The organism is Streptomyces nymphaeiformis, assembly GCF_014203895.1.
GTDB classification, from domain to species: Bacteria; Actinomycetota; Actinomycetes; order Streptomycetales; family Streptomycetaceae; genus Streptomyces; species Streptomyces nymphaeiformis.
In genome coordinates this window covers 42,220-55,942 of record NZ_JACHJY010000008.1, presented here as the reverse complement: position 1 = coordinate 55,942, position 13,723 = coordinate 42,220, and the positions used below count along the sequence as shown (strand labels likewise).

11 protein-coding genes are annotated in these 13,723 nt (G+C 72.8%); 7 read left to right on the top strand and 4 right to left on the bottom strand.

Features of this window, described 5'->3' with window-relative positions; genetic code table 11:
• Positions 1–35: 35 nt before the first annotated feature.
• The gene (gene gcl, locus GGE06_RS26275) at positions 36–1,823 is read right to left on the bottom strand and encodes a glyoxylate carboligase (RefSeq protein WP_116158148.1); all 1,788 of its coding nucleotides are present in this window, start codon (positions 1,821–1,823) and stop codon (positions 36–38) included.
• A gap of 958 nt (positions 1,824–2,781) precedes the next feature.
• On the opposite strand from gcl, the gene GGE06_RS43810 reads away from it, so the two are divergent.
• The 3 genes from GGE06_RS43810 (at position 2,782) to GGE06_RS26260 (ending at position 5,162) form a co-directional block, all read left to right on the top strand.
• The gene (locus GGE06_RS43810) at positions 2,782–3,753 is read left to right on the top strand and encodes a hypothetical protein (RefSeq protein WP_312883340.1); all 972 of its coding nucleotides are present in this window, start codon (positions 2,782–2,784) and stop codon (positions 3,751–3,753) included.
• A gap of 88 nt (positions 3,754–3,841) precedes the next feature.
• A complete protein-coding gene (locus GGE06_RS26265; RefSeq protein ID WP_184931987.1) occupies positions 3,842–4,627 on the top strand; it encodes a TIGR04222 domain-containing membrane protein in 786 nt (261 codons plus the stop codon).
• A gap of 19 nt (positions 4,628–4,646) precedes the next feature.
• Positions 4,647–5,162: a GNAT family N-acetyltransferase gene (locus tag GGE06_RS26260; RefSeq protein ID WP_116158149.1), complete on the top strand. Its 516-nt coding sequence runs from the start codon at positions 4,647–4,649 to the stop codon at positions 5,160–5,162.
• Here GGE06_RS26260 and GGE06_RS26255 read toward each other — a convergent pair.
• Positions 5,159–6,745, bottom strand: coding sequence for an AMP-binding protein (locus GGE06_RS26255; RefSeq protein WP_116158150.1), 1,587 nt, complete (start codon positions 6,743–6,745; stop codon positions 5,159–5,161). The two genes, GGE06_RS26260 and GGE06_RS26255, sit on opposite strands and share 4 nt — an antisense overlap.
• Complete coding sequence (locus GGE06_RS26250; RefSeq protein ID WP_116158151.1) at positions 6,742–8,427, bottom strand: AMP-binding protein; 1,686 nt, start codon at positions 8,425–8,427, stop codon at positions 6,742–6,744. Before GGE06_RS26250 ends, GGE06_RS26255 begins: the two co-directional genes overlap by 4 nt.
• Positions 8,428–8,518: 91 nt before the next feature.
• On the opposite strand from GGE06_RS26250, the gene GGE06_RS26245 reads away from it, so the two are divergent.
• Positions 8,519–9,334, top strand: coding sequence for a helix-turn-helix transcriptional regulator (locus GGE06_RS26245; RefSeq protein WP_116158152.1), 816 nt, complete (start codon positions 8,519–8,521; stop codon positions 9,332–9,334).
• A gap of 9 nt (positions 9,335–9,343) precedes the next feature.
• Here the strand turns inward: GGE06_RS26245 and GGE06_RS26240 are convergent, their stop codons facing one another.
• The gene (locus GGE06_RS26240) at positions 9,344–10,444 is read right to left on the bottom strand and encodes a winged helix DNA-binding domain-containing protein (protein WP_184931986.1); all 1,101 of its coding nucleotides are present in this window, start codon (positions 10,442–10,444) and stop codon (positions 9,344–9,346) included.
• A gap of 201 nt (positions 10,445–10,645) precedes the next feature.
• Here GGE06_RS26240 and GGE06_RS26235 point away from each other — a divergent pair, with 201 nt between their 5' ends.
• From GGE06_RS26235 to GGE06_RS26225, 3 genes are all read left to right on the top strand, one after another.
• A complete protein-coding gene (locus GGE06_RS26235) occupies positions 10,646–11,752 on the top strand; it encodes a magnesium and cobalt transport protein CorA (protein WP_184931985.1) in 1,107 nt (368 codons plus the stop codon).
• A gap of 135 nt (positions 11,753–11,887) precedes the next feature.
• Positions 11,888–12,865 carry a GlxA family transcriptional regulator gene (locus tag GGE06_RS26230; protein ID WP_116158154.1) on the top strand — a complete coding sequence of 326 codons (978 nt, stop codon included), beginning with the start codon at positions 11,888–11,890 and terminating at the stop codon, positions 12,863–12,865.
• 72 nt (positions 12,866–12,937) lie between these two features.
• On the top strand, positions 12,938–13,663 hold the full coding sequence (locus tag GGE06_RS26225; RefSeq protein WP_116158155.1) for an MBL fold metallo-hydrolase: 726 nt from the start codon (positions 12,938–12,940) through the stop codon (positions 13,661–13,663).
• Positions 13,664–13,723 lie beyond the last annotated feature (60 nt).

The window sequence follows — 13,723 nt, the reverse complement described above, 5'->3', positions numbered from 1 at the left end:
GTCTCACGGCTCCGCGATCAGAGTGATCAGAGTGATCAGACCTGGAGGGCCTTGATCGCGGTCGGCGCGTGGCCGGGCTCGGTGGCCAGGTCCTCGAACTCGGTGACGTCGCTCATGTCGACCGTCTTGCTCATGGCGATGTTGGTGATGCGCTCCAGGATGGCCTCGACGACGACCGGGACCTGGTGCTCGACGGCCAGCTTCTTGGCCTCCTCCAGCGCCTCGCCCAGCTTGTTCGGGTCCTCGACGCGGATCGCCTTGACGCCCAGGCCCTCGGCGACCTTGACGTGGTCGACGCCGTAGACGCCGATCTCCGGGGTGTTGATGTTCTCGAACTCGAGGTTGACCTCGAAGTTGATGCCGAGGCCGCCCTGCGCCTGCCGGATCAGACCGAGGTAGGCGTTGTTCACGAGGACGTGGACGTAGGGGACCTTGTGCTGGGCGGCGACCGCCAGCTCCTCGATCATGAACTGGAAGTCGTAGTCGCCGGAGAGCGCGACGACCGGGGTCTCCGGGTCGGCGGTGGCGGCACCGATCGCGGCCGGGATCGTCCAGCCGAGCGGGCCGGCCTGGCCGCAGTTGATCCAGTGGCGCGGCTTGTAGACGTGCAGGAACTGCGCGGCCGCGATCTGGGAGAGACCGATGGTGGTGACGTAGCGGGTCTCCGGGCCGAAGGCCTTGTTCATCTCCTCGTAGACGCGCTGCGGCTTGATCGGGACGTTGTCGAAGTGCGTGCGGCGCTGGAGGGTGGCCTTGCGCTCCTGCGCGGAGGCGGCCCAGGCGGAGAAGTCGGGCAGCGTGCCGGCCGCCTTCCACTCCTTGGCGATCTCGACGAACAGCTCCAGGGCGGCCTTGGCGTCGGAGGCGATGCCGTAGTCCGGGGCGAAGATCTTGCCGAGCTGGGTGGGCTCGATGTCGACGTGGACGAACTTCCGGCCCTTGGTGTACGCCTCCAGGTTGTAGCCCGTGTGGCGGTTGGCCCAGCGGTTGCCGATGCCGAGGACGAAGTCCGACTCCAGGAAGGTCGCGTTGCCGTAGCGGTGCGCGGTCTGGACGCCGACCATGCCGGCGGCGAGCTCGTGGTCGTCCGGGATGGTGCCCCAGCCCATGAGGGTGGAGATGACCGGGATGCCGGTCAGCTCGGCGAACTCGACGAGGAGGTCGGAGGCGTCGGCGTTGATGATGCCGCCGCCGGCGACGATGAGCGGGCGCTCGGACTCCAGGAGGAAGCTCAGCGCCTTCTCGGCCTGCGCGCGGGTCGCGGACGGCTTGTAGACCGGCAGCGGCTCGTAGGTCTCCGGGTCGAACTCGATCTCGGTCAGCTGGACGTCGATCGGCAGGTCGATGAGGACCGGGCCGGGACGGCCGGAGCGCATCAGGTGGAAGGCCTGCTGGAAGACGCCGGGGACCTGCGCGGCCTCCAGGACGGTCGTCGCGGCCTTGGTGACCGGCTTGGCGATCGAGGCGATGTCGACGGCCTGGAAGTCCTCCTTGTGGAGCTTCGAGACCGGGGCCTGGCCGGTGATGCAGAGGATCGGGATGGAGTCGGCGATGGCCGAGTACAGGCCGGTGATCATGTCGGTGCCGGCGGGGCCGGACGTACCGATGCAGACGCCGATGTTGCCGGCCTTGGCACGGGTGTAGCCCTCGGCCATGTGGGACGCGCCCTCGACGTGGCGGGCGAGCGTGTGGCTGACGCCGCCGACGTTCTTGAGCTCGCGGTAGAAGGGGTTGATCGCCGCGCCGGGGACGCCGAACGCCTGGGTGACGCCTTCGCGCTTGAGGATCTCAACGGCCGCTGCGGCGGCGGTCATACGAGGCATGGGAGTGCTCCTGCTTCGGCCGGGCGGATCCAGGCGGGCGGCTCGTCTCGGAGGCCGACCCGACTGTTTCCGTAATGCGGAAATACTGTTCTGCTATACGGAAGCAATGTAGGTCGGGGTTCGGAGAGCCGTCAAGAGAAGTCCGCCCGCCGGGATCACGGAAGTGGCCGAACACCCTCCCCCGGGTCGTCGGATGGGTGGACGATGGGGCGGAACGACAGGGGGTTGGGCTGTGGGCGAGTCGGTACCGGTGCGCTGTCCGGAATGCCTGCGCACGCAGGCGTACGCGGCACCCGTCTTCCCCTGCGCGTGCGGGAGCCCGGTCGCGGCGCCGGTCGCGGCGGGGGCGGTCGCGGAACCGATCACGCACCGGAACTGGGCGGACGAATGGGTCACGGTCCGCTGCGGAGCCTGCGGCCGCGACAACGACTGGCCCCACCCGGAACTGGGCTGCCCGTGCGGGACGGTCCTCCGGGTGCCGGTCCACCCGCCGGCCCCGACGCCGGGACCGATGGGCGTCGCCTCAAACGACCCGGGGAGCGGGGTGGCCGGATCGAACGGGCCCGACGCCGCCGACGCCGGGAGGGGTGGTGCGGGGCGGGGCCTGAGGGCGGGCGGTCGCGGGGCGGGCGGAGCTCCTGCCGGCGGGCCCGGGGCGGACGGCCGCGGTTTAAGCGGATTCGATACGGGAGCACCCGGCACCCGCGGGCCCGGCACCGGCAGGGCAGGGACGGGCGGTCCCCGTGCGGACGGGCTGCGTCCGGGCGAGGTCGGTACGGACGGCGCGGCCACTGGCCGGGGTGATACGGGGCACGGCCCGGAAACGGACGGGGCCGGGTCTGGCAGGGCGGGGACGGGGAGTTCCGGCCTGGGCGGACCCGAGGCGGGCGGGCCCGGCGCAGACGCGTTCGGCTCCGAAGGGGCCGGGGTGGACTCGTTCGGTCCCGAAGGGGCCGGCGTGAACGGGTTCGGCCCCGGAGAGGCCGGCGCGAACGGGTTCGGCCCCGGAGAGGCCGGCGCGAACGGGTTCGGCCCCGGAGAGGCCGGCGCGAACGGGTTCGGCCCCGCGAGGGCCGGGGTGGACGGGTTCGGATCCGGCGGGGTCGCCCCCGGTGGAGCCGCGACGGCCGGCGGCGCCGGCGGGGCGGACCGCGGCGAGGCCGACGAGGCGGCCGGGGGTGTACCCGGCTCCCCCACCGGGGCCGACGGTGACCGGGTGGGCGAGGAAGCCGATGGGCGGGGCGGGAGCGAGGGCTCCCGGAACGGGGCTCCCTCCGTATCGGGCGAGGCCGGCTCCCCGTGGTTCGGACCGGGGCCGAAGGCCCGGGGCGATGCCGGGCGCGGCGCGGGCCGGACCGGCCCGACCGGGCTCGGTACGACCGCGACGGGCCCGGCAGGGCACGGCACGGACGGCGCGGCCGGGCGCGGCGCGGACGGCGCAGCAGGGCGCGGCGCGGACGGTGCCGGCCCCGGGCGGCCCCGGCCCTTCGCCGAGCGGTACCCGCTGCGGGTGTCTCCGCCGCCCGTCGCGCCGCGGCCCGTCCCCCTCCGTGGGGCCTTTCGCCCCGTGACGATCCGGACCTCTCGGGACGCCGTCGCGGCGGCGGCCGGGTATCTGCGGTGGCTCGGGTTCCGGGACGTCGTCCAGCCCGAGGAGCGGCCCTCGTCCGGTGTGGACCTGCGGGCTCCGGGGCTCGTCGCCCAGGTCGACCCGAGCACCCGGCCGACCGGGCTGCGGGCCGTCGAGTGCCTCTGGCTCAACGGGCTGAGCAGGGCCACCGTGAGCGTGTTCTTCTCGCTCGCCGGCTACACCCCGGAGGCCCGCTCCCGCGCCGCCGAGGTCGGTCTCCCGCTGTTCGTCCTGGACCTGACCGGCACCCCGCAGCCCGTCAACCACTCCGCGGCCGAACTCGCGGCCGGCGGCGCCTGAGCCTCACAACTCCTCGGCATCCGAAATCGGCCATTCACGCGTGACGATCACGCTCGGCCGGGCACAACACCCTCGGGGGGTGGGCGTGATGCCGACGGGGACGTGGTGGTTCATCGGGGCAGTCTGGGGCGAACTGCTGATCGCCGCCCTGCTGTTGAGGAGCGGCGGAACGCGCAGCAGGAAGGGCGGGGCGGCCGCCGTGCCGCCGCCCCAGGCGCTCGCGCTGCTGCGCGGCGGGCGCCGCGCGGCCGTCACCGTGGCGCTCGTGGCGCTGCACCAGCGCGGGGCCGTCGCCGCGGGCCGTAAACGTACGATTCGGGCCAACGGCGGACCGGGCCGCACCCGTGACCCCGTACAGCTCGGAGTGCACGGGGCCCTGCACCGGGCCCTCGCGCTGCGGACGCTCGCGCAGCGCCCCGAGGCACGGCGGGCCGTGGACACGTTGCGCGGCGAGCTGCGCGGGGCGGGGCTGCTGCGGCCGCTCGCGCGGCTGTGGACGGCCAGGGTGTTGCTGGGGTGCGTGCCGCTGACCGCGCTGGCGGGGCCGTTCGCGACCGGGGTCTCCGGAGCGGGCCTCGTCGGCGCGCTCGCCGCCGGGGCCCCGGCGGTCCTCGTCGCCGTGGCGCTGCTGCGGCTGCCGGACACGACGGCGGCGGCGCGGCGGCTCCTCAGCGGTCTGCGGGAGCGGTATCCGCTGCCGGCGCACCGGCGCGAGGTGACGGACGGGTGGCTCGTCCAGCTGTACGTGGCGCTGTACGGCGACCCCGCCCTGGCCCTGTTCCTGCCGCGGTTCTCGCGCGACGGCGGGCTGCTCGACCGCCCCCAGGAGGACGACGGCGGTCCCGGTACGAGTGCGGGCGGCGCCCCGTGCTGAGCCCGCGCCATACTGTCCTATGCGCATCAGAGCGGCCGCTCCGGCCGAACTCCCGCTGCTCCAGGACATCGAACGGGCGGCGGGCGAGCCCTTCCGTTCCCTCGGCATGGCGGCCATCGCCGACGACGATCCGCTGCCCCTGGACGTCCTGGAGACGTACCGCTGCGCGGGCCGGGCGTGGGTGGCGGTGGACGCCGCCGACCGCCCGGTCGCGTACCTGCTCACGGACACGGTCGACGGCGCCGCCCACATCGAGCAGGTGTCGGTGCATCCGGACGCCGCCCGCCGGGGCGTCGGCCGGGCGCTGATCGAGCACGTGGCGGCGGCCGCCAGGGAGCAGGGCCTGGCGGCCCTGACCCTGACGACCTTCACCGAGGTCCCGTGGAACGCCCCGTACTACACCCGCCTCGGCTTCCGCCCGCTCGCCGACTCCGACCCGGCGCTCACGGACGGCCTGCGCGCGATCAGCCTCGCCGAGGCGGCCCACGGCCTGTCGCTCTGGCCGCGCGTCTGCATGCGCCGGGAGGTGGTCTAGGACCCGTACTTCTGCCGCAGCTCCACCTTCCGCACCTTCCCGCTCACCGTCATCGGGAACTCGGCGAGGATCTCCACCCTCCGCGGGATCTTGTAGTGGGCGAGCCGGTCGCGGCAGAAGGCGGTGATCTCGTCCAGGGTGGGCGGGGCGGCGGGGTCGCGCGGGATCACGCAGGCCAGGATCTCCTCGCCGTACCGCTCGTCGGGTACGCCGACGACCTGGACGTCCGCGATCTTGGGGTGCCCGTAGAGGAACTCCTCGATCTCGCGCGGGTACACGTTCTCCCCGCCCCGGATGATCATGTCCTTGATGCGGCCGACGATCTGCACGTAGCCGTCGTCCCGCATGACCGCGAGGTCCCCGGTGTGCATCCAGCGGCCCGCGTCGATCGCCTCGGCGGTCTTCTCCGGCTCGTCCCAGTAGCCGAGCATCACGCTGTAGCCGCGGGTGCACAGCTCGCCCGCCGTGCCGCGCTCGACGGTCAGCCCGGTCGCCGGGTCGACGACCTTCACCTCGACGTGCGGCATGACCCGGCCGACGGTGCCCGTACGGCGCTCCAGGTCGTCGTCGCGGCGGGTCTGGGTGGAGACGGGCGAGGTCTCGGTCATGCCGTAACAGATCGACACCTCCGCCATGTTCATCTCGGCGACGACCCGCTTCATCACCTCGACCGGGCACGGCGAGCCCGCCATGATCCCGGTGCGGAGCGTGGAGAGGTCGTACGAGGCGAAGTCGGGCAGGTTGAGCTCGGCGATGAACATCGTCGGCACCCCGTAGAGGGAGGTGCAGCGCTCCTCCTGGACCGCCCGGAGGGTGGCCGCCGGGTCGAAGGAGGCGGCCGGGATGACCATGCAGGCGCCGTGCGAGGTGGCCGCGAGGTTCCCCATGACCATGCCGAAACAGTGGTAGAACGGGACGGGAACGCAGATCCTGTCCTGCTCGCTGTAGGCGATCATCTCGCCCACGAAGTAGCCGTTGTTCAGGATGTTGTGGTGGGAGAGCGTGGCGCCCTTCGGGAAGCCCGTCGTCCCCGAGGTGTACTGGATGTTGACGGGCTCGTCGCAGGAGAGCGGCTCCGGGCGGAGCTCCCCCGGCGTCCGGGCGAGCAGTTCGTCCCAGCTCGGGTCGCCGAAGTAGACCGCCTCGCGCAACTCCGGGCACGCGCCCCGCACCTGCTCGACCATCGCGCGGTAATCGCTCGTCTTGTGGGTGAGCGAGGCGAACAACAGCGAGATGCCGGCCTGCTTGAGCACGTACTCCAACTCGTGCGCGCGGTAGGCCGGGTTGATGTTCACCATGACGGCGCCGATGCGGGCGGTGGCGTACTGGACGAGCACCCACTCGGCGCAGTTCACCGCCCAGATCCCGACCCGGTCGCCCTTGCGGACCCCGCTGCCGAGCAGCGCGGACGCCAACCGGTCGACGTCCGCGCCGAATTCGGCGTACGTCCAGCGGCGTCCGGTGGGGACGTCGACGAGGGCCTCGCGGTCGGGCCAGGCGGCGACGGCGCGGTCGAGGTTGGCGCCGATGGTGTCGCCGAGGAGCGGCGTCTCCGACACCCCGTGCGCGTACGAGATCGTCATCGCAGGTCCCCTTCCACGTACTCCGTACCGCCGCCCTCCGCCGTCAGCCGGCGCAGTTCGACGCGCCGGATCTTGCCGGAGACCGTCTTGGGCAGGTCGGCGAACTCGATGCGGCGGACGCGCTTGTACGGGGCGAGGACCGCGCGCGAGTGGGCGAACAGGGCCTTCGCGGTCTCCTCGCCCGGCTCCCAGCCCGCCGCGAGGACGATGTACGCCTTGGGGACGGCGAGCCGCAGCGGATCGGGGGCGGGCACGACGGCGGCCTCGGCGACGGCCTCGTGCTCCAGGAGCGCGCTCTCCAGCTCGAAGGGGGAGATCTTGTAGTCGCTCGCCTTGAAGACGTCGTCGGCGCGCCCGATGTACGTGATGTAGCCGTCCGCGTCGCGGGAGCCGATGTCGCCGGTGCGGTAGTAGCCGCCGGACATCGCCTCCGCCGTGCGCTCCGGGTCGCCGTGGTAGCCGGTCATCAGGCCCACCGGGTTGGCGGCGAGGTCGAGGCAGATCTCGCCCTCCTCGACGTCCGGCGTGCCGCTGACCGGGTCGACGAGGGTGACCCGGAAGCCGGGGCTGGGGCGGCCCATGGAGCCTTCCTTGAGCCGCTGGCCGGGGCTGTTGGAGACCTGGACGGCGGTCTCGGTCTGGCCGAAGCCGTCGCGGATGGTGACGCCCCAGGCGCGCCGCACGGACTCGATGACCTCGGGGTTGAGGGGTTCGCCGGCGGCGACGACCTCGCGCGGCGGGGTCTTCAGCTGGCCGAGGTCGGCCTGGATCAGCATCCGCCACACGGTCGGCGGGGCGCAGAAGCTGGTGACGCCGTTGCGCTCCATCTCGTCCATGAGCCGGGCCGGGTCGAAGCGGGTGTAGTTGTGGATGAAGACGGTCGCCTCGGCGTTCCACGGCGCGAAGAGGTTGGACCAGGCGTGCTTGGCCCAGCCCGGCGAGGAGATGTTGAGGTGCACGTCGCCGGGCTTGAGGCCGATCCAGTACATCGTCGAGAGGTGCCCGACGGGGTACGAGGTGTGGGTGTGCTCGACCAGCTTGGGGCGGGCGGTCGTGCCGGAGGTGAAGTACAGCATCAGGGTGTCGTCGGCGAGGGTGACGCCGTCGGGCTCGAAGACGTCCGACTCCTGGGCGGCGAGCTCGTACCCCAGCCAGTTCACCCCGTCGCCGCCGACCGAGATCCGGGTGTAGTCCCCGGGGACGTCGTCGAACTTGGCGGTGTCCTCGGCGCGCACGATGACGTGCCGGGCGTGGCCCCGGTCGACGCGGTCGCGCAGGTCGGCGGGGCCGAGGAGCGGGGTGGCGGGGATGAGGACGGCGCGCAGCTTCATCGCGGCGAGCACGGTCTCCCACAGCTCGACCTGGTTGCCGAGCATCAGGACGATCCGGTCGCCGGCGCGGACGCCCTGGGCCCGGAGCCAGTTCGCGACCCGGTTCGAGCGGGCGGACATCCCGGCGAAGCTCACCCGCGTCTCGGAGCCGTCCTCCTCGACGATGTGCAGCGCGGTGCGGTCGTTGTCCCGTGCGATGACGTCGAACCATTCGAGCGCCCAGTTGAAACGGTCGGGCCGGGGCCAGGCGAAGCCCTCGTAGGCCGTCTCGTAGTCCTCGCGATGCTGCAGCAGGAAGTCCCGGGCGGCCCGGAACCTCTCCGTCGCGCCGGTCGCGCTCGTGGGCGTCATGTGTCCTCCTCATTGCGGGACCTGTCCCGGACATCGTGTAATCGGTGACCCAGGTCTCACTACCCCCGTTCGGGGGTGAAGGAGTGTTTCCGTGCCCGAGATGGTGGAAGCGGTGGAGTTGCGCACGGCGCTGCTGCGGCTGAGGCGCGTCAGCGGGCTGCCCGTCGTCTTCGGCGGACTGCTCCAGGAGGGCCGTACGATGCGGATCGCCCAGCTGAGCGGGGCGGTGACGCCCGCACTGCGGGGCCTGGCGATCTCGGCGGGCTCCGGTCTGGGCGGGAAGTGCCTGGCACTGTCGCGGCCGTGCGCGGTCACGGACTATCCGACGTCGCGGCACATCACCCACGAGTACGACGTCCCGGTGTCGGCGGAGGGGCTGCGCTCGGTGATCGCCGTCCCCGTCGTCGTACGGCGCAAGGTGCGCGGCGTGCTGTACGGGGCGCTGCGCGAGTCCCTCCCGATCGGCGAGCGGGTCTTCGACGCGGCGATGGCGGCGGCGCGCGACGTCGAGCAGGCCCTCGCGGTACGGGACGAGGTGCGGCAGCTGATCGCGCCGCCGGCGCCCGGTCCGTCCTGGGAGGAGGTCCGCCAGGCGTACGGGGAGCTGCGGGAGCTCGCGCCGAAGGTCCTGGACCCGGAGCTGCGGGCGCGGCTCCTCGCGGTGTGCGGCCGCCTGGAGACGGCCGCCTCCGCCCCGTCGCCGGTGCCGGGCGTGACCCTCACCCCGCGCGAGACGGACGTCCTCGCGGCGGTCGCCTCCGGCGCGACGAACGCGACGGCGGCGGAGCGCCTGGGCCTGCGCCCGGAGACGGTGAAGGGCTACCTCCGCTCGGCCATGCGCAAGCTGGGTGCCCACACCCGCCTGGAGGCGGTGGTGGCGGCCCGGCGGGCGGGGTCGCTGCCGTAGCCCCGGCCGTCAGACGATGTCGTACGGGGTGCCGGGAGGCGTCATCAGCCGGAGGGTGCGCTCGGCCTCGGCTTCGAGGGCGGTCCGGGTTGCGCGGGGCAGCGGCGCGAAGGGTTCGATCGTGAGGGTCGTGCGGTCCTTCGCCTCGTCGAGGCGCCAGATGCCGGCGAGGAAGCCGTCGACGAGGAACGTGCGGTGGGCCTGGTTGCCGGTCCAGGTGCGGCCGTGGTGCTCGGCGGGGATCACGCGGGTGCGGTCGGCGTGCGAGAGGAGCAGGTTGTCGAACTCGGGCAGGAGGCGGGGCGGCGCCGGGGTGTCCTCGTCGGGGCGGGGCGCGTCGGGGAGGTCGAAGAGCTCGGTGCCCCGCTCGTCCTGGAAGACGAGGAGCTCGGGCCGCAGCCGTTCGAAGGCGGGGCGCAGGCGCGTCAGGCCGCACCAGGTCTGCATGTCCTTGACGGAGGCGGGGCCGAAGGCGCCGAGGTAGCGCCGTACGGTCTCGTCGACGTCGGCGGCCTCGTCCTCCTGGCCGTCGAACCACGCGCGGGTGGTGGTGAGCGCGACCTGCCCGCTGCGGCCCCACAGACCGCGCGGGGTGACCTGCACCATCAGGAGCAGGCAGCGGGCGGCGATGGTCAGTGCCTGCGGGTCGGCCTCCGGCCACTCCTGTCCGAGATGCTCCCGCAGCGCCTTGGGCGTGCGGGGCCGTTCCTCGACGTACGCGGTCGCGAGGGCGGTGAGCCGGTCGAGGTCGGCGCCGCCGAGCCCCTTGCGGAACATCTGCAGCTCCCGGTCGATGGCCCCGGCCTGGACGAGCCGGCGCAGGCCGACGGCGTCGCGGGCCGTGTGGGTGTGGACGGTGGACCGGAGCGAGACGATGCGGGCGACCCGCCGGGACTCCATCAGGGCGGACAGGTCCTCGGGCCGGAAGCCGTCGAGCCGGGCGGCGAGCGCGTAGTACGGGGGCTTGGTGTTCTGCGCCTGGAGGCCGACGAGGTGGGTGACGGCCTCCTCGACGCCGAGCGGCGCGGGGCGCAGGAGGAGCTGCCGGTCGAGGGTGGCGCGGTTCAGGGCGCGGCGTCCGAGCACGGGGTGGGTCGTCTTGAGGGCCATGACCGGCACGCTACCGATGATCGAGGACAGTTTCTGTCCTATATGAGAGGGCGGGTCGGTTCGACGGATCGATTCGGCCGGTCGGTTCGGCGGGTCGGTTCGAGGGATCGGTTCGAGGGATCGGTTCGGCAGACCAGGGCCATGGAGATTCACCCCATATATCCTGCTCTCGGCCACAGACCGAGGAGGAGGTGAGCGACGATGTCCGACCGCCGTCCCCGCGCGGCCTGGCGCCGCCACCCCGAACCGCCGCCCGAGTCCTCGGCCGGACGGCCGCCCTCGGTGGAGCCGAGCGTGGTGCAGTCGACGCTCTACCGGGACGGCCGCCGGGTCTCCTCCCCCCTCACCCTCGCGGACACCTTCCGCCAGCTGCGCGAGCATCCCGACGGCATGGCCTGGATCGGCCTCCAGCGCCCGACCGAGGAGGAACTCCTCTCCCTGGCCGCCGAGTTCGACCTGCACGAGCTCGCCGTCGAGGACGCGATGGAGGCCCATCAGCGCCCGAAGCTGGAGCGGTACGGCGACACGCTCTTCGTCGTCCTGCGCGCCGCCCGCTACCTCGACGCCCCGGAGGAGGTCGACTTCGGCGAGCTCCACGTGTTCGTGGGCCCGGACTTCCTCATCACCGTCCGGCACGGCGCCGCCCCTGACCTCTCGGCCGTCCGCCACCGCATGGAGGAGAACCCGGACCTGCTGGCCCTGGGTCCCGAGGCGGTCCTGTACGCGATCCTCGACGCGGTGGTCGACGGCTACGCCCCGGTGGTGGCGGGCGTCCAGAACGACATCGACGAGATCGAGACGGAGGTCTTCGGCGGCGACCCGGCGGTCTCCCGCCGCATCTACGAACTCTCGCGCGAGATGGTCGAGTTCCAGCGCGCCACCCGCCCCCTGGTGGGCATGCTCCACGGCCTGATGGCCGGCTTCGCCAAGTACGGCACGGACGAGGAGCTCCAGCGCTACCTCCGCGACGTCGCCGACCACGTCACCCACACCAGCGAGCGCGTGGACGGCTTCCGCCAGGCCCTGACGGACATCCTCACGGTCAACGCGACCCTGGTCACCCAGCAGCAGAACGCCGAGATGCGCGCCTTGGCGGAAGCCGGCTTCGAACAGAACGAGGAGCTCAAGAAGATCTCCGCCTGGGCCGCGATCCTCTTCGCGCCCACGCTCGTCGGGACCATCTACGGGATGAACTTCGACACCATGCCCGAACTGCACTGGGTGGGCGGGTACCCGTTCGCGATCGGCTTGATGGCGCTCGTCTGCACGAGCCTGTACGTGATCTTCAAGCGGCGGGACTGGCTCTAGGAGCGGTCGGGGGAACGGCCGACAAAAAGCGGTCGGCGGGGAGCGGTCGGCGGGGAACGGCCAGCCCCACTCGATGTCCGGATCTGACAGAACATGGTCATTGCGGCCGTCGGAGCGGGGCGAAATGATCGGCGCATGCCCCCACCGCACCGAGTCGTCATCGCGGCCTTCCCCGGCGTCGAACTGCTCAACGTCACCGGTCCCGCCGAGGTGTTCTCCGTCGCGACGCGGATCGCCGACGGCGACCGGCCCGGCTACACCGTCCGCATCGCCACGGCCGGGGGCGAACCGGTGACCACCTCCAGCGGGGTCCGGCTGATGGCCGACCTCGCGCTCGACGAGGCGAACGGCGACGTGGACACCCTGCTCGTGTCGGGGGCCGTCCGCGTGCACGACCACCAGGTGGAGCCGGTGCTCGACCGGGGGATCATCGACTGGCTGCGCGAAGCGGGCCCCGGCACCCACCGCCTGGGCTCCATCTGCTCGGGCGCCCACCTGCTGGCCGCGGCGGGCCTGCTGGACGGCCGTACCGCCACGACCCACTGGCGCACGGCCGCGCGACTGGCCGCCGACCACCCGCTCGTCACCGTCGATCCCGACCCGATCTTCCTCCGGGAAGGCCGGCTGTGGACCTGCGCCGGCATCGCCTCGGGTATGGACATGGCACTGGCCATGGTCACCGAGGACCACGGCCCCGAACACGCCCTCGCCACAGCCCGGACGATGGTCATGTACGTCAAACGCGCGGGCGGACAGAGCCAGTTCAGCGCCCCGCTCGCGCCTCCCGCGGCGCCCGGCGACCCGCTGGACGACCTGCGCATGTGGATCGGCGAACACCTCGCCGAGGACCTCTCCGCCGAAGTCCTGGCCGGGCGGCTACATCTGAGCGTGCGTCACTTCTCCCGGCTGTTCCGTGAGCGCACGGGCACCACCCCGGCCGCGTACGTCGAGTCCGTCCGCCTCGACGCCGCCCGCCGGCTGCTCCAGGACACCGTCCACGGCCTGCCCGAGATCGCCGCCCTCAGCGGCCTCGGTTCCGTGGAGAGCCTGCACCGTTCCTTCCGGCGCCGCCTCGGCACCACCCCCGCCCAGTACCGGCGCCGCTTCCGCTGAACCCCGCCGTACCCACCGACCGCCCGCGAACCGTCGCGCGGCGGAAGTCAGCCATGCCCCCAGGAGAGAGCCGTGTCCCGAACCAAGGTCGTCCCCATCCCGGTCATGGGCCGGCACAACATCAACGCGTACCTGCTGCTCGGCCGCCGCCCCGTGATCGTCGACGCGGGAACGCCCGGCAGCGGCCGGAAGATCCACGACCAGATCGCCGCCCACGGGGTGGACCCCACCGACGTGTCGCTGATCGTCATCACCCACGGCCACATCGACCACTTCGGCTCCGCCGCCGAGCTCCACCGGCTGACGGGCGCGCCCGTGGCGGGCCACGCCGCCGACCTGGGGCCGTACCGCAGCGGCCGGGCCCGCGAACCCTACCTGCCCACCGGGCTCATGGGCCGGATCATGGCCAGGAACAAGAACCTGCACGTCCGCGCCGAACCGTTCGAACCCGACGTCCTGGTGACCGGCGAGACCGACCTGGCGGACTTCGGGATCGCGGCGCGCATCATGCCCACCCCCGGCCACACCGCCGGATCGGTCTCCGTCCTCACCGACCGAGGAGACCTCGTCGCCGGCGACCTGGTCGCCGACTCCCTCTTCGGTCTCGTCCGGGGCCGACCCGCCAACCCTCCCTTCCACGACGACCCCCTGCGCAACCTCGCCAGCCTGCGCGAGATGCTCGCCCTGAACCCCGCCCGCCTCCACGTCGGCCACGGCACCCCACTGGAACCCGACCGGGTCCGCCGCTGGGCCGAGCGGGAACAGCAGCGGCTGTCGCGACGCGAAGCGAGGAGGTAGCCGGACCGTCAGCCCTTGCCCGGTTCCTCGAGTGCGCCGGGGAGGCCGCCGACGGTCTCG